Origin of the sequence: Streptomyces sp. NPDC058701, assembly GCF_042715295.1 — a bacterium.
In the GTDB taxonomy this organism is placed as follows: Bacteria; Actinomycetota; Actinomycetes; order Streptomycetales; family Streptomycetaceae; genus Streptomyces.
On sequence record NZ_JBHXSY010000007.1, the window covers coordinates 1 to 19,488 of the forward strand.

Annotated in this window: 16 protein-coding genes and 1 pseudogene; 8 read left to right on the top strand and 9 right to left on the bottom strand. The window is 72.0% G+C overall.

All coding sequences use genetic code 11. The features are described 5' to 3' along the window. From ACFWW8_RS09335 to ACFWW8_RS09355, 5 genes and pseudogenes are all read right to left on the bottom strand, one after another. A pseudogene (locus tag ACFWW8_RS09335) lies at positions 1-715 on the bottom strand (serine/threonine-protein phosphatase); the annotation flags it as partial. A gap of 383 nt (positions 716-1,098) precedes the next feature. After that, positions 1,099-1,494, bottom strand: a complete 396-nt coding sequence (locus ACFWW8_RS09340; protein WP_386525792.1) for an ATP-binding protein — start codon at positions 1,492-1,494, stop codon at positions 1,099-1,101. 734 nt (positions 1,495-2,228) lie between these two features. Further along, positions 2,229-3,776 (bottom strand): FAD-dependent oxidoreductase, encoded by a 1,548-nt coding sequence (locus tag ACFWW8_RS09345; RefSeq protein WP_386525795.1) that lies wholly within the window; start codon positions 3,774-3,776, stop codon positions 2,229-2,231. Positions 3,777-3,919: 143 nt separating this feature from the next. Beyond that, positions 3,920-4,993 (bottom strand): SPFH domain-containing protein, encoded by a 1,074-nt coding sequence (locus ACFWW8_RS09350; RefSeq protein WP_386525798.1) that lies wholly within the window; start codon positions 4,991-4,993, stop codon positions 3,920-3,922. Between the two features lie 4 nt (positions 4,994-4,997). Continuing rightward, a complete protein-coding gene (locus tag ACFWW8_RS09355) occupies positions 4,998-5,429 on the bottom strand; it encodes an NfeD family protein (RefSeq protein ID WP_386525800.1) in 432 nt (143 codons plus the stop codon). 460 nt (positions 5,430-5,889) lie between these two features. Between ACFWW8_RS09355 and ACFWW8_RS09360 the strand changes: the two genes are divergently transcribed. From ACFWW8_RS09360 to ACFWW8_RS09370, 3 genes are all read left to right on the top strand, one after another. After that, the gene (locus ACFWW8_RS09360) at positions 5,890-6,315 is read left to right on the top strand and encodes a DUF1360 domain-containing protein (RefSeq protein WP_386525802.1); all 426 of its coding nucleotides are present in this window, start codon (positions 5,890-5,892) and stop codon (positions 6,313-6,315) included. Between the two features lie 189 nt (positions 6,316-6,504). Then, positions 6,505-7,206, top strand: a complete 702-nt coding sequence (locus tag ACFWW8_RS09365) for a hemerythrin domain-containing protein (RefSeq protein ID WP_386525805.1) — start codon at positions 6,505-6,507, stop codon at positions 7,204-7,206. 465 nt (positions 7,207-7,671) lie between these two features. Beyond that, positions 7,672-8,103 (top strand): GNAT family N-acetyltransferase, encoded by a 432-nt coding sequence (locus tag ACFWW8_RS09370; RefSeq protein ID WP_386525808.1) that lies wholly within the window; start codon positions 7,672-7,674, stop codon positions 8,101-8,103. A 156-nt stretch (positions 8,104-8,259) separates the two neighbouring features. On the opposite strand, the gene ACFWW8_RS09375 is transcribed toward ACFWW8_RS09370, so the two are convergent. Further along, complete coding sequence (locus tag ACFWW8_RS09375) at positions 8,260-8,547, bottom strand: hypothetical protein (protein ID WP_386525811.1); 288 nt, start codon at positions 8,545-8,547, stop codon at positions 8,260-8,262. Between the two features lie 258 nt (positions 8,548-8,805). On the opposite strand from ACFWW8_RS09375, the gene ACFWW8_RS09380 reads away from it, so the two are divergent. Together ACFWW8_RS09380 and ACFWW8_RS09385 are read left to right on the top strand one after the other, a co-directional pair. Then, on the top strand, positions 8,806-9,579 hold the full coding sequence (locus ACFWW8_RS09380; RefSeq protein ID WP_386525813.1) for a hypothetical protein: 774 nt from the start codon (positions 8,806-8,808) through the stop codon (positions 9,577-9,579). A 102-nt stretch (positions 9,580-9,681) separates the two neighbouring features. Then, positions 9,682-11,247, top strand: a complete 1,566-nt coding sequence (locus tag ACFWW8_RS09385) for an oleate hydratase (RefSeq protein WP_386525816.1) — start codon at positions 9,682-9,684, stop codon at positions 11,245-11,247. Here ACFWW8_RS09385 and ACFWW8_RS09390 read toward each other — a convergent pair. After that, the gene (locus ACFWW8_RS09390; protein ID WP_386525819.1) at positions 11,184-11,900 is read right to left on the bottom strand and encodes a lysophospholipid acyltransferase family protein; all 717 of its coding nucleotides are present in this window, start codon (positions 11,898-11,900) and stop codon (positions 11,184-11,186) included. The two genes, ACFWW8_RS09385 and ACFWW8_RS09390, sit on opposite strands and share 64 nt — an antisense overlap. Positions 11,901-12,053: 153 nt before the next feature. Continuing rightward, positions 12,054-12,359 carry a cupin domain-containing protein gene (locus ACFWW8_RS09395; RefSeq protein WP_386525821.1) on the bottom strand — a complete coding sequence of 102 codons (306 nt, stop codon included), beginning with the start codon at positions 12,357-12,359 and terminating at the stop codon, positions 12,054-12,056. A 358-nt stretch (positions 12,360-12,717) separates the two neighbouring features. On the opposite strand from ACFWW8_RS09395, the gene ACFWW8_RS09400 reads away from it, so the two are divergent. Both ACFWW8_RS09400 and ACFWW8_RS09405 read left to right on the top strand, forming a co-directional pair. Then, positions 12,718-12,945: a hypothetical protein gene (locus ACFWW8_RS09400; protein WP_386525822.1), complete on the top strand. Its 228-nt coding sequence runs from the start codon at positions 12,718-12,720 to the stop codon at positions 12,943-12,945. A gap of 566 nt (positions 12,946-13,511) precedes the next feature. Next, positions 13,512-16,022, top strand: coding sequence for a serine hydrolase (locus ACFWW8_RS09405; protein ID WP_386525825.1), 2,511 nt, complete (start codon positions 13,512-13,514; stop codon positions 16,020-16,022). A gap of 71 nt (positions 16,023-16,093) precedes the next feature. On the opposite strand, the gene ACFWW8_RS09410 is transcribed toward ACFWW8_RS09405, so the two are convergent. Further along, complete coding sequence (locus ACFWW8_RS09410; RefSeq protein ID WP_386525827.1) at positions 16,094-16,705, bottom strand: dihydrofolate reductase family protein; 612 nt, start codon at positions 16,703-16,705, stop codon at positions 16,094-16,096. 193 nt (positions 16,706-16,898) lie between these two features. Here ACFWW8_RS09410 and ACFWW8_RS09415 point away from each other — a divergent pair, with 193 nt between their 5' ends. Further along, complete coding sequence (locus ACFWW8_RS09415; RefSeq protein ID WP_386525830.1) at positions 16,899-18,860, top strand: acyl-CoA dehydrogenase family protein; 1,962 nt, start codon at positions 16,899-16,901, stop codon at positions 18,858-18,860. Positions 18,861-19,488 lie beyond the last annotated feature (628 nt).

Below are 19,488 nucleotides of genomic sequence, written 5' to 3' on the forward strand. Positions count from 1 at the left end.
CTTCTCCGGCGCGGCGGGCGCCGCGGGAGGCGTTGACCAGGAGGGTGGCCATCAGCGAGGCGTGGACGTCGTGGCCCATGGCGTCGGTGATGGACAGGTGCAGGGTGTCGCTGTCGAGGCTGTAGTCGTAGGTGTCGCCGGCGATGGTGGCGGCCGGGACCAGGGCGCCGGCGAGGGTGAACTGCGGGGCTTCGCACGCGGCCGCGGAGGGCAGGAGCTGGCGCTGGATCTCGGCGGCGATGCTGACGGTGGTGGTGCGGTTACCCCAGTGGTAGAGGTCGGTGAACCGGCGGTCGGTGACGATGATGTACGCCAGCGCGTGCGCGGCCTCCTCCACCCGCGCGAGAACGTCCGGGGTGACCTCGGTGAGGAACAGCTCCAGGACGCCGATGGTGTCGCCGCGGTTGGTGACCGGGGCCAGGACCCGCTGCCCCTGCCCGTGCGGTGCCCGCACCAGCTTCTGGGTGCGTAGGACCTCGTCGTAGACGCCGCTGTCGACCAGGGAGAGCCGCTCGGCGCGGACTTCCGGATGTGTGCCCGCGGTGTCGTGGACGCGCAGCATCCGCCGGCCCACGATGTCGACGAACAGGAACGACACATAGCGTGCACCGAACCGCTCCCGCAGGTTACGCGCGACCACGTCGAGGGAGTCCACGGGCGCGGCGGTCTCCGCCGCGGTCAGCACCCCCGCCAACCCGATCCGATCCTGCGGCACACCAGCCTCCACACGCATTCGACCACACGACGATACGTCGCCTGCCGGATCCCGCTTCTACGCTCCCCCACAACGCCTGGACGGCCGCCCACGGCCTGCGGCACGGCAGCGGGGGAATCATGGGGGAGGCATGTCCGCCACGCTGATCGTCTACCTGCCGGATGAGCAGGGGTGGCGCCGGGTTCGCTGCGACGGGGCCGCCATCGGAGTCGCGCACCGTCGGGCCGACATCCGCGGCTTCCTGGCGTCGGCCGGGCTGGAGGACGCCGAGGACGTGGACCTCGTCGATCCCGACTTCGTGGCATGGCGGAGCGGCTGCCCCGAAGCTGGACCCGTCCGGCTGACGAGCTTCCCTGGACCGACGGCACGGCCGGTGTCGGCCGCTACCAGGGGATTGCCGCGCAGATGCTTTTGCCGCCCCCCGGCGTCGGCTTGATACGGATGTGGGTGGCGAGTCGTTTGACCAGGAACCATCCCCATCCGCCGGCTCCGTCCGTACTGGGGGTCCGTGGCCGGGGAGGCTGCGGGCTGTGGTCGGTGACGCAGACGTCGATGGAGCCGTCCAAGAGTTCCAGGTGCAGGGCGCAGGGACCGACGGTGTGCCGGATCGCGTTGGCGACGAGCTCGGCCGCCACCAGGAGGACGCTGTCCGCGCTCTCGTCCTTGGCGGGGGCCCGCAGGCGGGTGGCCCGGGCAAGGAAGGCACGGGTGGCGTCGCGTGCTGCCGCGCCCGGTTGATTCATGCGGGACAGGGGCTGGTCCAGGACGGCTGCACTCACCTGTTTGCTCCTTCCGCCCGGTGGGCTCGTATGTCGCGCATGCCCCGCTGCGCGAGCGGAAACCGGGGCGGAGCATGCTTCTTGAGGCCCGATGTGAGCGGGAGACCGACCAGGGCCGTACCAAGCAGGACGGCCGCGTCCTGGGAGTGCTCAGAGGGCCGGCACAGCCTCTGACGCCACGACCGCCCTCACGCTCGCCTCGTCCTCGCGGAGCCGTGCCACGATGACGACAGCTTCCAGCCCCGGCCGGGCAGGACAGAGCCCGACCGAGGCTACGGGGCCCGGCCGGGCTGTGCGTGCGTGGTTGCCGCGGGGGGCCTGGAGGCACCGCCTTGTAGACAGGGCGTACGGTCGGCCGGATCCGAGGACGGCCGTCAGCTCTTGGGCGGGACGGCAAGGGTGCCCGGGGTCTAAGGCGAACGGCAACCTGCTCACGGCCCCCGGTCTCCCGGCAGGGCCGCCTCCGTGCCGAGGCGTCGTCGCAGGTAGCGCGGCCGGCGCAGTCCGCGACCTCGGGGCCTGCGTGCGCGAAGTGTGCCTCAGCCGTGCAGCCCGCCACAGTCAGACACGGTCGCCTGCCACCACCGGCACACCAAGGACCAAGCAGCCGTGCACGGTTGCGCACCGTCGGACTGCAATGCCGACCGGCCCGCGCAACGGGTCAGTCGACGCGGCAGGACCCGTTCGTCCAGCGCGCATAGGTGCGGTGCTGGGCGCACCGATGCACGCACGGGTCAGAGGTCGTGCGTGTCTCGTCGTTCCAGGGGCTTGAGTGCGGGGCCTTGGAGGATGTCGCCGTCGATGCCGAAGCGGGAGCCGTGGCAGGGGCATTCCCAGGTGCGTTCGGCGTTGTTGAAGGAGACGAGACATCCCAGGTGGGTGCAGACGGCCGAGACTGCGTGCAGCTCGCCCCGGTCGTCACGGTGGACGGCGCAGGGCTTGCCACTCGCGCGCACCACGGTGCCCTCGCCGGGCCGCAAAGCGGCGACCGGTCCGTTCGTTCCGTCGCCCAGCGTGTCCAGCCTGTCCTTGACGAAGTGCTTGCCGGTGTCCCATTGGGCTTTGAGGAACGCGGGTGCGGTTCGGACGGCTGATCCCAGGCGACGCGGGTCGTAGAGCTCGGCCCACGGCTGCGGAGTACCGGTGATGAGGGAGGCGATGAGCTGCCCCGCGAGTACGCCGCCGGTCATTCCCCAGCCTGCGAAGCCGGTGGCGGTGTAGACGTTCCTGCTGCCGGGGTGCAGGGGGCCGATGAGCGGGACGGTGTCGGTGGCGCTGTTGTCCTGGGCTGCCCACCGGTGGGTGATCTTGAGGCCGGGAAACCGGCGTTCGGCCCAGTCTTGGAGCCGGGTGTACCGGGCCTCGGTGTCCTCTCCCTCGCCTGGCGTGAACGCCTCACCCGTCACGATGAGCAGCCGTTCTCCGTCCGAGCCGGGGGCGGTGCGCACCGAACGCTTGTTGTTCTCGTTCGTGATGTACATGCCGTCCGGGTCCTGGCCTTCTGGCAGGGTGCCGGCGATGACGAGGTCGCGGTGCTGGGTGAGGCGTGTGGCGAGGAGCGCGTGGTCGAATACGGGGTGGTGGGAGGCGACAACGACGTGGCGGGCGGTGACCGTGGCTCCCGATGCGGTCGTGAGCCGGCAGGGTTCGCCCTCGTCGAGCTTCGTCACTCGCGACTTCTCGTGGATCTGGCCGCCACGCGCGACGAGATCGTCCGCGAGAGCCCGCAGGTACTTCAGAGGGTGGAACTGCGCCTGGTCCTCGACTCGGACCGCACCGGCGACCGGGTACGGCAGGCCGGTTTCGGTGACGAAGGACGCGTTGAGCCCCGCTTCTCGCGCCGCCCTCGCTTCTTGGCGCAGATCCGCCACGCCGTCGGGCTCCTCGCAGTAGGTGAAGGCGTGGCGGCGTTCCAGTTCGCAGTCGATGCCCAGTTCCGCGGCCACGTCGATCACGTGGGCGAGCGCGGCGCTCTGGGATGTGGCGTAAAGACGGGCGGATTCTTCGCCGTGCTCGGCGCGCAGTTGGCTGTAGGTGCCGTGGAGGGCGGTCAGTTTGGCTGTCGTGTGGCCGGTCACGCCGGCCGCGATCCGGTCTGCCTCCAGCACGATGACGCGCAGGCCGGCGCGGGTGAGCTCCCACGCGGTGCTCAGGCCGGCGATGCCCGCGCCGACGACCGCCACATCCGCTTCCGCTTCGGCAGCCGCCGTAAGAGGGGGGAAGGACGGCATGTCGACCGTCTGCATCCAGTAAGAGCCGTACGTACCGGGAAGTCGGTTCATGTCCGGCGGCTGCCCGAAAAGTACGCCGTGATGCACCCGGTGGCGCCTGGAGCGTCGATGCCTTGCCGCTTCGCTCCTCCCGACATCTCAGCTCGCAGTACACCGATCCGGAGCGGGAACGGGAACGCCGGAAACCGCACAGGTCACTGGCCCGCCGGTGCTGCCCCTGAAGCGCGTCCTGGATCCTGGGGGCGCGCTGCGAGCGCGCTGCCGGTCCCTCTGTCTGCCTCGGCGGCGTCGGCGAGGGCTTCGGCGGCGGCTTCCGCGGCTTTGGCCGCGTCGTTCGCGGCCTGGACGGCCAGGTCGTCGGAGGACGCCTGGCGCGTCGCCGCTGACTGGGGGAGGACTTCACTGAAGGCCCGGGTGACGTCCTGTAGTGCGGAGGTGACCTCACCGGGTATCACCCAGAAGGTATTGCCGGGCCCCTGCGCGAGCTGGGGCAGCATCTGGAGGTACTGGTAGGCGAGGAGCCCCGGGTCGGGGTCGTTGCGGTGGACGGCCTGGAACACCTCGTCAATGGCCCGCGACTGGCCTTCCGCCTTGAGGATCTCGGCGGTCCGGTTTCCCTCGGCGCGCAGGACGGCGGACTGCTTGTCGCCTTCCGCGGTGAGGATCTGGGACTGGCGCTGCCCCTCGGCTCCCAGGATGGCGGCCCGCTTGTCCCGCTCGGCCCGCATCTGCTTCTCCATCGCGTCCTTGATGGACTGCGGCGGGTCGATGGCCTTGATTTCGACCCGGTTGACCCTGAGCCCCCACTTGCCGGTGGCCTCGTCGAGGACACCGCGGAGCTGGTTGTTGATGGTGTCCCGCGAGGTCAGGGTCTTCTCCAGGTCCATGGACCCGACCACGTTACGGAGCGTGGTGACCGTGAGCTGCTCGACGGCCTGCAGAAAATTGGCGATCTCGTAGGCCGCAGCGCGGGGGTCGGTGACCTGGAAGTACAGGACGGTGTCGATCTCGACGACCAGGTTGTCCTCCGTGATGACCGGTTGCGGCTTGAAGGAGACGACCTGCTCGCGCAGGTCGATCACCGGGTAGACGCGGTCGACGTACGGGATGACGACGTTGAGACCGGGCTTGAGCGTGCGGTGGTAGCGGCCGAGCCGCTCGACGTTGCGGGCGCGGGCCTGCGGGACGATGCGTACCGCCCGCACCACGGTGAGTACGGCGAGTACCGCGATGAGCAGGCCGGCTATGAGGAACGCTGAAATCTCCATGGGCTCACTCCCGGGGATAGACGAGCGCGGTGGTGCCCTTGATCTCGATGACATCCACGGTCGCGCCGGGAGGGATCACCAACGTCTCGTCGTAGGCGCGCGCCGTCCATTCCTCACCGCCGATACGGACTCTGCCGCCCAGGTTCGACACCTCCGAGGTGACGAAGGCGGCCCCGCCGACCAGGGCGTCCACGCCGAAGCGCTCACCTGGCGGTGGAGAGAGGCGACGCAGGGCGACCGGGCGTACGAAAACCACTGCGGCCGTGGACACGACCGCGAACACCAGGAACTGCCAAGGCACGGGCAGGCCGAGGGCGGCGGACACGGCCGTGACCAGTGCCGCGCCGCTGAGCAACCCCAGCGCGGCGGTGAGAGTGATGATCTCCGCCGCGCCAAGCACCAGAGCGGTGATCAGCCAGATCAGCCACGGATCCATGCCCTACGCCTCCGGCGAGTCGACAGCTGTCACAAATGCTGACTTTTATTACTTTTTACCCGCTATGGTCGCTGGGAATCCGCTCCGTAGCCTTCCGGCAGGTGTGGGTGGCTGGGAAGCCAGTAGCGCTACCGCGTGGAGACCAAGGGCCCCGACCCCGCGCAACGCGCGTGAAGGGGCCGGTCGGGTACAGCCGGCCGGCGGCCGAGTGTCATGCGGCCGCTGAGCGACGGCGAAGACCGCAAGGACGCCTGCAACCGTCCGGCTCGGCCCTCGGAATGTGCCCCTGCGCTGAATCAGGGTGGGAGTGTTCTCTGACCGGGGCCGGGTAGACGCCGCCTCGACAGCCCCGGCTGCCGATCACGGCGACTGCGCCGTGACGACTGCTCCCACAGGCGGAACGAGGACATCGATGGCGACACTCCAGGGTTTACGGTCCCACGGCGGCCATCTGTGCGCGATGGCCGGGTTCGCCGGGTACGCGGCCGGCTGGGCGGTATTGCAGCGCAGGAGCGGACGGACGCGGCCCGCCCCGCCCGGGCCCTGGGACCTCGCTCTCATCGCCACCGCCACATTCCGGCTCAGTCGGCTGATCGCCAAGGCCACGGTGACACGGCCCGTGCGCGCCCCGTTCACGCAGGTGGACGGGGCGGGCGCCCCGGCCGAACTCAACGAGACTCCCCGCGAGGAGCCCGGCCGCACGACGGTAGGCGAGCTGATCAGCTGCCCCTTCTGCCTGAGCGTGTGGATCGTCACCACCTTCACCGGCGCCCGCGCCATCTGGCCGGAGGCCACCAGCACGGTGACCGGCGCCCTGACGGCGCTGACCCTCTCGGACGCCCTGCAGTTCGGACATGCGGCTCTCTCAGAACGCACGGGTCACTGACCTCGCTACACCCCCGTGTTCCTGGACCGCATGGCTGCCGGAGAGCGGCAGACTCCCACCGGGCCACCCACACCACCGTCCCGCTGGACCAGGCTCCGCAGAACTACGACATGTCACATATCCCCCAGCCGCCCAGGCGGGTGGAGAACCGCCTCCACCTCGCGCCACACCTGACGGAAAGGTCTGCCGATGTCCCGGTCCATCACCCTGCAGAGCGTCGAGGAGCTCGGCGGGCAGTCCAGCGTTCTGGCCCGCCAGCGTCGCGACCACGAGGAACTCGATCGCCTCATGCACCGGTACGAATCCGGCGGGCTTCCGTCGGCGGAACGGCAGCAGACGCTCAAGGACATCTTCCAGCTCACCTTCAGCCACGCCTTCGCCGAGGAAACCGTACTGTGGCCCGCCCTGCGACGGCTCGCTCCCGACGGTGAGGAACTCACCTCGCAGGTGGAGGAAGAGCACCAGCAGATCAACGAGCTCGCCATCGAGATTCAATGCACCGACCCGGACGATCCCAGGCACGAGCAGCTCACCGCCGCTGCCTTCGCTCTGATCCGGCAGGACATCCGCGACGAGGAGGACGTCCTGCTACCGCGCCTCCAGCAGGCGCTCGGCTACGACGCCGCCCGGCTGCGGCGGCTCGGCACCACGTGGGAGACCGTACGGCGTACCTCCCCCACCCGACCCCACCCCGCCGTTTCCCGCCGACCCCCCGGCAACGCCCTGGCCGGCATCCCCCTCAGCGTCCACGACCGGATCCGCGACGCGCTCCGCCCCGCCCCACCCGGCACCTCATCAGCCCGCCCGATCGCCGCGGTGCTGACGACCACCGTCCTTACGGCCGGTCTGGGCTTCGTTCTCTTGCGCAATCGGCGATCCCGCGCGCGATAGCGACTCGGCGTTCACCGGCCAGGACCAGGCCGCAGAGACGAACACCCCCGCCTCCCCAGGCGCGGGCGGTCAGCCGGTCGATCACACCGCTTACGTCTTCGGGGCGTGGTCCGGGCGGCTGCGACGGATTGGCTCGCGTTGCTGCTGCCCCAGCTGGCCTCCCCGGAGCCGGAGGTCCACCGGACTGCGGCCTGGGCGGTGTCCCACACCGCGACTTCGAGCGCCGGGTCGTACCGGCGGGTCCACGGTGACGGCCGGGGCGGTCCCAGCGTTGTTCCGGCACACAGGGAGAAGGAAGCGGACGAATCGCACCCCAGAACCAGAGAGGACACGTCCCGCTGTCCCGTCGCACGGCCGGGACCGGCCGACAGCAGGCCGATTGGCCGAACCCGCGCAGCGGGGACGGCGGGCCGTTGCCGGCAGCGGGGCAAAGGGCCCGCACCCCGGGCGCACTACGCTGGGCCCATGAAGATCATCGACTTCGAGCCGGGCGATCCCCGGCTGACCGAGGACCTGCTGCCGGTGCTGCTGGAGCTGCGCACCCACCTGACGGAGGACCTGTTCCGGTCGATCCTGCAGGAGGGCCACAGCCAGGGGCTGCGCTTCTCCGGCGCGTACGACGCGGAGGGCCGGTGCGTCGGCGCGGCCGGCTGGCGGGTCGTCGCGAACACCTACCAGGTCCGCAAGCTCTACGTCGACGACCTGGTCACCCGGGAGAGCGACCGCTCCACGGGCGTCGGCCGCGCGCTCCTTGCCCACCTGGAGGAGCACGCCCGGGCCGTCGCGTGCACGGCGCTCACCCTCGACTCCGGCACCCAGCGGACCGACGCACACCGGTTCTACTTCCGGGAGCGGCTGGCCGTGACCGCGTTCAACTTCGAGAAGAGGCTCGCCTGACACCGGCGCGGGCCACCTTCCGGGGATCGGCCGTCCCCTGATGCGGATTGTTCGGGGCCGCCGTTCACGGTGACCGCGTCCACCTCACCGGGCACGCGGTCACCTTCTGAAGCGGTCCTGCCCGTCTGACGGGGCGGGGCGTCCCGGGCGGTCGGCTCAGAGCCGGTCCTCGCACGCCAGAATCCGGGTCCGCGGCGCGCCCACCAGAGCGGGGGCGGCCTCGGGAGAGGACCAGACCCGGGCCGTGAGGAACTCCAGGAAGTCCTCGGCCTGCTCCGGGGTGTCGAAGTCCAGCTCAACGACCACGTACGCCGGATCGTCCACGGGGCGCAGCACGCGGTGGCCGCGCACACCCGCCTCCATCCGGGCGGGGGCGAAACGGTCGAAGGCGCCCTTCCACACGGCGAAGTCCGTGACGGGGTGCTCGATCTGCAGGCTGTACATGACGCCTCCTCGACCTGCCGGTACCGGACCCGGACCGGTGGCGCTCCCCATCCTGCCGAAACCCCGCCCGGTGCGCCCCGCGACGGAGCTCCATCGGGTGAACCGCCGCGCGGCCGGGCGCTGCCGTGGTCGTACGGCCGTACCGGTGGGCGTCGTGACCCAACCGTCGCCGGTCCGACGCCCGCGCGGGCTCGTCAGCGGACGACCGGCTTGTTAGGTTCCTGCTCCTGCCTCAGCCGATCCGGGGGACCCGCTGCCATGCCCGTACGCTCCGCGCCCTTCCGGCCCCTGTCCGCCGCGGTCGTCGCCGCCGTCCTCGTGGCGGGCGCCACCGGGTGCGGGGAGGAGGACCGTACGGGGAGGGAAGCGGCCTCCGGCGCGGCCGCCCCGGCGGCTTCGGCCTCCGCGAGCGTGTCGGCCGCGGCGACGGGGGCGTCCCCGTCGGGCGCCGCCCCGTCGACGGCGTCCGCCGCTCCGGCCACGTCCCCGCCCGGCACCGACACGGGCATCGGCACCGGCACCGGCACCGCAAGCGCCACCGCTCCCGCCGTGCCCGCCCCGCGGACCACGCCCCCGCCCGCGGCGCCGACCCGGCTGACGGTCGCGGTCGAAACGCGGGGCGGCCGGCTCTCCCTCGCACGCGGTGGCCCGGCGCAGGAGTTCACGGTCACGCTGCGCAACGGGAACTCGGCCGGGTACCGGCACCTCCTGGTCTCGTTCCAGATGGAGGCCCTCGTCGGCGGGTCCGGCGGCGGAGCGGGGCCCGGAGCGGGGTTGGCCCTGGAACGGCGCGACCCGGCCACCGGCGCCTGGCGCCCGGCCGTCCTGCGCATCGCCGGCGACCGCAAGCCGCCGTCCCTGTTCACCGGCGGCTCCGCGCTCGCCCTCGGGGAGGTCCGGGTCGAGCGCTACCGGCTCCGGGCGAACGCCGCGGGTCCCGTCGGCAGCACCCCCGTGATCGTCTCCTTCATCGACACGGACGCGGACCGCGAGGCAGCCGGTCACGTGAACCTCCTCAACACGACCCGGTGAGGGCGGGCGGGCCACAGCGCGCGCCACACCGGGACATAACCGGATGAGTCGGTACTGTCGAGGCCGTCCAGGACTCTCCTGGCGGTCGAGAAGGGTACCGGGATGGCCAAGGCCCATCTGGTGGGAAGCGGGATCGCCGCACTCTCCGCGGCGGCGTTCCTGATCCGCGACGGAGACTTCGCGGGCCGGGACATCACGATTCTGGAGGAACAGGACCGCGAGGGCGGGAGCCTGGACGCGGCAGGCTCCCCGGAGGCCGGCTACACCATGCGGGGCGGCCGCATGTTCGAGATCCATTTCGACTGCACGTACGACCTGCTGGGGTCGATCCCGTCCCTCGACGACCCGTCCAAGTCGGTGACCGAGGACACCTTCGCCTTTCACGAGGACTTCGCCTGGGACGACCACGCCCGTCTCGTCGACGGCGAGGGCAGGGTGGTCGACGCCCACTCGATGACCTTCTCCGAGCGGGACCGCCTCGAACTGGTCCGGTGCGTCGCCACCCCCGAGCACCAGCTCGACGGGAAGCGCATCACGGACTGCTTCAACGAGGAGTTCTTCACCACCGACTTCTGGTGGATGTGGTGCACGACCTTCGCCTTCGAGCCGTGGCACAGCGCCATCGAGTTCCGCCGCTACCTCAACCGGTTCATCCACCTGTTCAAGACCTTCGACACCATGTCGGGGATCTACCGCACCCGCTTCAACCAGTACGACTCCATCGTGCGCCCGCTGATGAAGTGGCTGACGGACCAGGGGGTGACCGTACGGCTCGGCACCCGGGTCACGGACCTGCGGCTGGCCGCGGGCGAGGCGCTGACCGTCGAGGCCCTGGTGTGGGAGGCCGACGGGCGCCGCGGTGAGACCCCGGTCGGGTCGGACGACCTCGTGATGGTCACCAACGGGTCGATGACGGCCGACTCCACCCTGGGGACCACTGACTCCGCACCCGTCCCGGACACCTCCCGAGCGGCCGGGTCGTGGGCGCTGTGGGAGACGCTCGCCGCCGGGCGGCCGGCGCTGGGACGGCCCGAGGTCTTCCACTCCTCCGTCGCGGACTCGACGTGGGAGTCGTTCACCGTCACCACCAAGGACCCGACGTTCTTCAAGCTGATGCAGGAGTTCAGCGGCAGCGAGGCCGGGAAGGGCGGTCTGATCACCTTCAAGGACTCCTCGTGGCTGCTGACGATCGTCCTCAACCACCAGCCGCACTTCCGCGACCAGCCCGAGGACACCTTCGTGTGGTGGGGGTACGCGCTGTTCCCCGGCCGCGAGGGGGACTTCGTCAAGAAGCCCATGACGCAGTGCACGGGCCGGGAGATCCTCGACGAGGTGCTCCGGCACCTGCGGTTCGAACAGCGGCAGCAGATCCTCGACGGTTCCGTCGTCATCCCGGCCTTGATGCCCTACATCACCAGCCAGTTCCTGGTGCGCTCCGGGGGCGACCGGCCGCAGGTGGTCCCCGAGGGGTCGACGAACCTGGCCTTCATCGGGCAGTACGCGGAGGTTCCGGACGACGTGGTCTTCACCGTCGAGTACTCCGTGCGCACCGCCTGGACGGCGGTGGCCACCCTGCTCGGACTCGACCGGCAGCCGCCGCCCGTCTACAAGGGGCAGCACGACCCCAGGGTGCTCGTCGAGGCGCTGCAGACGCTGCACCGGCGCTGACCGGGGAGGGGCTCGCCGAGGGCGAGCACCGCGGTCCGCCAGGCGTCGGTGACGGCCTCGCGGGCACGGTCGGTCGCCTCCGGAACCCCGGCGGGAAGCCGGAGCGGGGCCCCGATGTGCACGTGCAGGCCGGGGCGCCGGAGCGGGGCGGTGAGGGTGCCGACGAACTGCTTCGCACGTCCGCCGGAACACAGGCGGCGGACCCCCGCCTGACCCACCGGGACCACCGGGGCCCCGGTCGCGGCGGCGAGGCGGGCGAGCCCACTGCGGAAGGGGCCCGGGGCGGACTCCCCCGCGTCCCGGCGCCCCGGCAGCCGGCCCTCCCCGTAGAGCAGCACGCTGCGGCCGGAGGCGAGGGCGGCGGCCGCCGCCTCCAGGGACTCGGCGGCGCGGGCGGTCCCCCGGTGGACGGCGATGTGGCCCTCGCGGCGGAGCGCGGTCCCCAGTACGGGCACCCTCCACAGACCCGCGGTGGCCAGGACCACGGGATCGATCCCGTGCCGGCGCAGTGCGGCGACGACGACGGCGGGGTCGGCGAGCGAGGTGTGGTTGGCGACGACGATACCGCCGCCCGCGGGCACCCCGGCGGGGTCGGCGGTGACGGTCAGCCGGCCGAAGGCGGGGACGACGACGGCGGCGATTCGGCTGAGCATGGACGGCCCCGTTCGGTGGTGCTGTGGCTCGCTGAGCTGGTCCTCCCCATGATCGGGCGGGTGGGGCGTCAGCCACATGAGTAGGCGTACTCAACCGGCGTGGGGGCCATCGGCACGGGCGGGGGGGGTACCGCACCCGGCGGCGTGCGGCCGTCAGGGGGTCGGCGGCTGCTTGAACTCGATCTCCACGAAAGCCACCGGGCCGGTGCCGGAGTTGACCACCTCGTGCGCGCCTCCGGCCTGCCGGGCGTACGTCTCCCCCGTGCGCAGCTCCGACTCGGTCGCCGAACCGTCGGGGCCGATCACGGTGACGCGGCCGTCCGCGACCGGCACCACCACGTAGTCGTAGGCGTGCAGGTGGTGTCCCGTGCTCGCGCCCGGCTCGAAGTCCCAGCGGGTGACCCGGGCCCGGTCGTCCTCGTACTGCACCGTCGCCCGGGCCGTCGTCTCGGTCGCCATGGGGCCGCTCCTCGTCTCCCGTGCGCGCTCCGTCCGCGCGCTGGTCCGGCGGCCCATCATCCTCCACAGCCCGGCCGGTGCGCCGGAGGAGCCGCCGGGGCGCCGCCGTCTTCCTGGCCGTGTCGTTGGCCGCGACCGCCGCGCTGACGGGCCCTGACCTTCGGCAGGGCGCCCGCCGCGGGGGTGCCCGCCCCGGCGCGCACGGCATACCCGAACGGGGGGGCAGGTCCCGTGCCCCAAGCTGGAGGCCGAGTAGGCCGGTACGAGCGCCACCCTCATCGGCTCCGCGATAAGTACGGCCGCCTCCTTACGGAAGCCCCGGGCGCAGTCGCCCCCGTTCACGGTCGACCGCGCCGGCTTGGAGCCGGTCGGCGCGGCCGCGGCCAAGCCGGCCGGCGCCCTCGACGCCGTGGCGGACTTCGGCGCCGACCCCACCGGCCACGGACTCCACCGCGCGGATGCAGGCCACGGTCGACGCGGGCCACTCCGCGCCCAGGGCAAGGCGGGCTTCGTGCCGCAGAACAACTGCACCCTGTACGGCCATGTCCTCGTGGACGGGGTCACGGTGCAGGGCGCGGGCCCCTGACACACGGCCGTCGGCGGCCGTGGCCCGGCACCGTCACCGCCGCTCGCAACACGAGGTTCACCCGCCTCACCGCGAAGAGCATCGCGCAGTCCGCGGCCCCGGTCCACAACTGCATCGGCACCGGCCTGCAGATCACCGACGACGGCGGCAACTCCACCTGGAACACCGGCCGGACCTGCTCCGGAACGTGGCCCGCCCCGGTGTGTCCGCGACGCGTGTGCGGTACGTGCGCCTCGTCTTCACCGCGAACACCGGCTGGTCGACGGGCCAGTTGTCCGAGGTGGAGGTGTACGCCCCGTAGCGCGGAGCGGGTGCACGGCGGCCGGTGCGGCGCCCGCACCGGCCGCCGCCCTGCGTCCGCCCCCGGGCTGCCGCGGGGGCGGGGTCGCTTTTCGCTGGTCGGCGGGGTGAAGTATGACCGAACGGTCACAGGATGCGGCGGCGGGAACGGGTCGGGCGCCGCCGCCATCTAGGGAGAAGGCGGGGCACGCGCGCGGGCGCCGCCGGTGTGATGACATCAGCGGAGACCGGCGGGCTGCCGGGTGCGAACGGCAAGGCGGGGCTAAATGAAAGCGGTAACGGTGGCGGGCGGTTCCTCGGAGAAGCCGAAGGTCGAAGTACCGGAGGAAGGGCCGCAGCCCCCCGAGGAGTCGGACGCCCGGTCCACGGCGAACCTGCCGGACGGAGACACGGCCGCAGCGGCGGCCGCCGACGCGGTGACGACGGGCCGTGACGTGCCGGAGGACACGGACGCGGCCCCGAGCCCCGCACGCGCTGAGGACCCGGCCGAGACCGGCGCGGGTACGGAGGCGGAGGCGGACATCGAGGGCGAGGCCGGGCCCGAAGCGGATCCGGACCGACCGGCGGATCCGGACACCAAGACCGGGACCGAGACCCGGACCGGGGCTGACGCGGCGACCGACTCGGGCCCCGGCTCCACTCCCACCGACCGGGACGGCCCGCACACCGAGACCGGACCCGAGTCGGAGACCCGGACCGGGGCTGACGCGGAGACCGGGTCGGGCGCCGGGGCGGGCGAGACACCGGCCGAGACGCACCCTGACGCGGAGACCGGGTCGCGCCCCGGCTCCACGGCCACCGCCCCGGACGGCGCGCACACCGAGACCGCTGACACCGAGACCGTGGACGACGACCGCACCGCGCCGGACACCACCCCGTCGGCCCCGGCGGACGGTAAGGCGGAGGCGAGCACCGAGGCCGAGCCCGGCACCGATGCGGATTCCGCTCCCGAGACCGCCGCGATCCCCGCGACCGACGCCGACGCCGATGCAGAGGCCGGCCCCGATGCCGCGGCGGACGCCGACGCCGACGCACCCGCGGAGGACGAGCCTGACCGCACCGATGCGCCGTCCCCGGACGCGAAGGCCGCCGGGACCGGCGGGACGAAGCCGACAGCCGCCGACGCGGCCCGCAGGCGGCCGTCCTGGGCGCAGGGCGCCGAGCCCGTGGCAGCACCGAAGCCCGAAGCCGAAGCCGAATCCGACGTCGAATCCGGGGTCGACTCCGACGTCGAGACGGAGGCCAAGCCCGAGGCCACGTCCACCCCCACGTCCGAGCCCGATTCCGAACCCGCATCCGACGCCGACGCCGAACGGACGAGTCGGTTCGTCGCCCTCAGGCCGCTCGACGCCCCTCCGCGCGCCGCGCAGCCCACCGTCGCGCTCCCCCTCACGGCGCCTCCGGCTCCCGCTCCCGCGACGGGTGCCGCCCCCGCGCCGTGGCCCGTGATCACCCGGCCGCCGGCCGGGGCACCGCTGGACCTGCTGGCCGAACTCACCAATACCGCAACCCCGCCCGAGACCCCCCGCCGCACCGCTCTGCGCCGCGTCAAGATCTGGACGCCGATCCTGCTCGTGCTGGCCGGAGTCGCGGCGGGCGCGCAGCTGCTGCGACCGCTGCCCGAGACGAAGGTCGTCGGCACGGAGTCCCTCCACACCATCGACGGGCAGCTCACGATCCCCTGGCCCGCCAAGGGCCAGGGCGCCGTCCGCGTGTCCGGCTCCGGTGACGTCGGCACCTTCGGCGAGCAGAAGCCCGTCCCCACCGCCAGTGTCGCCAAGGTGATGACGGCGTACGTCGTCCTGAAGGGCCACCCCCTGCGCAAGGGCGAGGCCGGCCCCGACATCGCGGTCGACGCCAAGACCGTGGCGGACGGCACCTCCGAGAGCGAGTCCCGCATCGCGGGCCTCGTCGCCGGGACGAAGTACAGCCAGCAGGACATGCTCAAGATGCTCATGATCCCGTCGGGCAACAACGTGGCCCGGCTGCTGGCGCGTTGGGACACCGGAACCGACTCCGAGGCCGCGTTCGTCGAGAAGATGAACGCAGCCGCCAAGGAACTCGGCATGAACGACACCACCTACACCGACCCCAGCGGACTGGATGCGAGCACCGTCAGCACGGCCTCGGACCAGTTGAAGCTGGCCGAGGCGGTCATGCAGGACGAGGCGTTCCGCGCGGTGGTCGCGCTGCCCGACGCCCGGATCAAGGGACTGCCGGAGCCGATCTACAACAACAACGACCTCCTCACCGCACCCGGTCTGAGCATCCGCGGCATCAAGACCGGTTCGAGCACACCCGCCGGCGGCACGCTGATGTGGGCGGCGTACAAGTCGGTCGGGGACGAGACGCCCCTGGTGCTGGGCACCCTCATGGACCAGCGCGTGGCGAGCGGGCCGGACCCGGACGCCTCGAACAGCCTGCTCCTGGTGAAGGCCAACAGCAAGAAGATCATCGAGGCCGTGCGGGCGGCACTGACCTCGGCCCCGGTGATCCGCAAGGGGCAGAAGGTCGGGTACGTGGACGACGGGCTCGGCGGCCGTACCCCGCTCGTCGCCACCAAGGACGTGAACGTGGTCGGCGTGCCGGGTCAGTCCCTGCGCATATCGCTCACCGCCGCGGCCGGGTCCGCGGCGGTGCCGCACTCGGCGAAGGCGGGCACCGAGCTCGGGGTGCTGACCGTGGGCGACGGCGCGGGAGCCAAGAGCGTCCCGGTGGCGGTGGAGAGCGCCCTGGCGGAGCCCTCGTTCGGCACCCGACTCACCCGCCTGCGCTGATCCCGCCCCCTGCCCGGCGGACCCCGCGGTCCGTCGGGCAGGGGGCGGCCGCGCACCCCGGGGCGGTGGGGCTACGCGTCGGAGCCGTAGGTGCCGTACTCCGGGCGACCCGTCGAGGCGTAAACGAGCACGGTCAGTCCGCCGGGTGTCGTCCCGTTGCTCACCAGCCGTAGTCCGGCCGGCGCGCCGCTGTGCGGGAACAAGCGGCGGCCGCTGCCCACGACCACCGGGGCGATCGCCAGGCGCAGTTCGTCGATCAGGCCGGCGGCCAGCAGGGACCGGGCCAGTTGGCCGCTGCCGTGGATCTGCAGTTCGCGGCCCGGCTGCTGCTTCAGTTCGGCGACCTGGGCGGGGACCTCGCCGGACAGGATGGTGGTCGGGTCCCACGCGGCCTCGGTCAGGGTGCGTGAGGCGACGTACTTCGGCAGGCCGTTCAGGATGCCGGCGAACGGGTGCTCGGTCATCTTCGGCCAGTCCCGCGCGAAGTTCGCGTAGGTGCGGCGGCCGAACAGGAACGCGTCCGCCCTTCCGAGCCAGACACCGGCCTGACGCTCGAACTCCTCGTCCAGGTGCGGTACGAACCAGCCGCCCCGGGTGAAGCCGTCGCTGGTGTCCTCCTCCGGGGACCCCGGGCCCTGGTAGACGCCGTCCAGCGACAGGAACTCCTGCAGTACCAGTCTCATCGCGCACCACTCTCTTCGGCAGGGGGCACTCGCTCCCCCTTGGACATCGTGCCGCCCGAGAACTCATCGGTCCGGGCGCCGCCGCCCGGCTCCCGCCGTGTCGCCCCCCACCGCCGGGCGTCCGCCGCCTCGTGTACCGGGCGTCACCCGCCCGCCCCCGGTTGATCGTCCCCCTGAGGGGTAGCGGAGCGGCATGCCTCCCGAGAACGCTTCCGCGCCCGCGACCGGTTACGTACAGCCCGAGATCGACGTCTCCGCCCTGACCGGGATGCTCGACGGCGAGTACGCCGCGATCCGCGACCTCGTCCGTACCAACCTGGCGACGTACGCCTCCGTCCTGGAGGAGGCCGACGAGCTCGGGATCGACGCGTTCCGCGAGCGGGTGCGCGAGATCGTCGTCAAGATGGCCGCGACGGGTCAGACCGGCATGGGCTTCCCCGCCGAGTACGGCGGTGGCGGCGACATCGGCGCCTCCATCGCCGCGTTCGAGACGCTGGCCTTCGGCGACCTGTCGGTCCTGGTGAAGGTCGGCGTGCAATTCGGGCTGTTCGGCGGCGCGATCCTCCACCTGGGCACCGGGCGCCACCACGACGCCTACCTCCCGGACCTCATCACCGGCAAGCTCATGGGCTGCTTCGCGATGACGGAGACCGGGCACGGCTCCAACGTGCAGGCGCTCGGCACCGTCGCGAGGTACGACACCGCGAGCCGGGAGTTCGTCATCAGCACCCCCGACGACCAGGCGCGCAAGGACTACATCGGCAACGCGGCCCGCCATGCCGAACTGGCCGTCGTCTTCGCCCAGCTGGAGGTGGACGGACGCTCTCAGGGCGTGCACGCCTTCGTCGTCCCCCTCCGGACCGGCGGACGGCCGGCGCCCGGCGTCCGCATCGAGGACGACGGCCGCAAGATGGGACTCAACGGTGTGGACAACGGCCGCATCTGGTTCGACGGCGTGCGGGTGCCGCGCGAGGCCCTGCTGAACCGGTTCGCCGACGTCACCCCCGAAGGCGTCTACGAGAGCGCGATCGAAAACCCCAACCGGCGCTTCTTCACCATGCTCGGCACCCTGGTGCAGGGCCGGGTCAGCGTCTCCGGCGCAGGCATCAACGTGGCCAAGGTCGCTCTGACGATCGCCACGAAGTACGCCGTGCGCCGGCGTCAGTTCGAGGCGGCGGCGGACGGCGGGGAGCAGGTGCTCCTCGACTACGGCCTGCACCAGCGGCGCCTGCTGCCGCTCATCGCCCGGACGTACGCCCTGCACGCCGCTCAGGACGTGGTGCGCACGCAGCTGCACGAGGTCTTCTCCGGCGTCGAGGACGACGCGCAGGCGCGGCGCAGGCTCGAATCGCGCGCCGCGGGCATCAAGGCGCTCGGTACCTGGCACGCCACCCGGGTCGTCCAGGAGTGCCGCGAGGCGTGCGGCGGCGCCGGGTACCTCTCCGTCAACCGGTTCGCCGCCCTCAAGGGCGACAGCGACGTCTTCACCACCTTCGAGGGCGACAACCACGTTCTGCTGCAGCTCGTGGCCAAGGGGCTGCTCACCGATCACGCGAGCGAGTTCGAGGACCTCGACCAGCTCGGCATCGTCCGCTACGTCACCGGCCTCGCCGTCGAGACGGTCATCGAGCGGACGTCGGCCCACAAGTTGCTCGAACGGGTGCGCGACCTGCTGCCCGGCGGCGACGAGTGGGACCGCGAGGCCGGACTGCTCGACTCCGAGTACCAGCTCGCCATGGTCCGCTTCCGCGAGGAGCACATGCTCGCCGGACTGGCCCGGCGGATCAAGCGCGGGATCGACCAGAAGCGCGATCCCGGCGCCGTCTTCTCGCAGGTGCAGGACCACGTCATCGCCCTCGCGCGCGCCCATGTCGAGCGACTGGTGACGGAGGCCTTCGTCGACCAGGTGCGCGCGATGCCCGAAGGCGGCGAGAAGGCGGCGCTCGGGCTCCTCTGCGACCTCTTCGCCCTGTCGACGATCGAGGCGGACCGGGCCTGGTTCATGGAGCACGGGCGCCTGACCGGCCAGCGTTCCAAGGCGATCAGCCGCGAGGTGAACGACCTGTGCCGCAAGGTGCGTCCCCTCGCCGTCGACCTGGTCGACGCGTGGGGCGTCCCCTCCGCGGTGCTGCGGGCGCCGGATCTCGTGGGCTGAACCGGACCCGCCCGCCGCCGGGCGCGAAACTGCCCCGGGCGGGTGACCGGGGCCCTCCGTGAGGGGGTCGGGCCACCCGCCCGGGGCGGCGCTGGTGCGGGGCTGCTCAGATCATGCACCGGCCAGCGTCCGTCAGCCGGTGGGTGATCGCGGACTCAGCGGTGCCGGAGTCGATGATGGTGCAGGGGTGATTGCCGGAGCGGCCGGCCCAACCGCGGTGGGTGAGCCGCACCGCTGTGGACACCGCGGGCCCGCTGCGGCGAGGCGGCGCAGCAGCCTCCGCCACACCGACCGAACGATCCTCTACGGGACATCCCGGAGGAGTCGGCACCATGGACATTCACGGTGGTCGCTCATTGGGATCTCTGAAGAAGGCGGGAGCGAAGGCAGGGAGAAACCCGCCCTGTAATCATCCTGAAGTGCCGATATCGAGCTCGTGTTCGTGCGGGGCTGGGCGGTTCTGCTGGTGGTGCCTGCTACGGCCAGAAGCCGTGTGACCTGTACCAGTGCCGCCCGCACCGCATGCGCGATCCGCGTTGCCGACCATGGGCGGCGAGCGGTTCCGTTACTGCCAGGGGGCATCCTCGCGCAACCCTTCTCGCGGACTGCGCCGGCTCTCCGGGGAGAG

Coding starts and splice junctions, on each gene's coding strand:
- ACFWW8_RS09345 (WP_386525795.1), bottom strand. CDS start 3,776: ATGAACCGACTTCCCGGTACGTACGGCTCTTACTGGATGCAGACGGTC.
- ACFWW8_RS09350 (WP_386525798.1), bottom strand. CDS start 4,993: ATGGAGATTTCAGCGTTCCTCATAGCCGGCCTGCTCATCGCGGTACTC.
- ACFWW8_RS09355 (WP_386525800.1), bottom strand. CDS start 5,429: ATGGATCCGTGGCTGATCTGGCTGATCACCGCTCTGGTGCTTGGCGCG.
- ACFWW8_RS09360 (WP_386525802.1), top strand. CDS start 5,890: ATGGCCGGGTTCGCCGGGTACGCGGCCGGCTGGGCGGTATTGCAGCGC.
- ACFWW8_RS09365 (WP_386525805.1), top strand. CDS start 6,505: ATGTCCCGGTCCATCACCCTGCAGAGCGTCGAGGAGCTCGGCGGGCAG.
- ACFWW8_RS09370 (WP_386525808.1), top strand. CDS start 7,672: ATGAAGATCATCGACTTCGAGCCGGGCGATCCCCGGCTGACCGAGGAC.
- ACFWW8_RS09375 (WP_386525811.1), bottom strand. CDS start 8,547: ATGTACAGCCTGCAGATCGAGCACCCCGTCACGGACTTCGCCGTGTGG.
- ACFWW8_RS09380 (WP_386525813.1), top strand. CDS start 8,806: ATGCCCGTACGCTCCGCGCCCTTCCGGCCCCTGTCCGCCGCGGTCGTC.
- ACFWW8_RS09385 (WP_386525816.1), top strand. CDS start 9,682: ATGGCCAAGGCCCATCTGGTGGGAAGCGGGATCGCCGCACTCTCCGCG.
- ACFWW8_RS09390 (WP_386525819.1), bottom strand. CDS start 11,900: ATGCTCAGCCGAATCGCCGCCGTCGTCGTCCCCGCCTTCGGCCGGCTG.
- ACFWW8_RS09395 (WP_386525821.1), bottom strand. CDS start 12,359: ATGGCGACCGAGACGACGGCCCGGGCGACGGTGCAGTACGAGGACGAC.
- ACFWW8_RS09405 (WP_386525825.1), top strand. CDS start 13,512: ATGAAAGCGGTAACGGTGGCGGGCGGTTCCTCGGAGAAGCCGAAGGTC.
- ACFWW8_RS09410 (WP_386525827.1), bottom strand. CDS start 16,705: ATGAGACTGGTACTGCAGGAGTTCCTGTCGCTGGACGGCGTCTACCAG.
- ACFWW8_RS09415 (WP_386525830.1), top strand. CDS start 16,899: ATGCCTCCCGAGAACGCTTCCGCGCCCGCGACCGGTTACGTACAGCCC.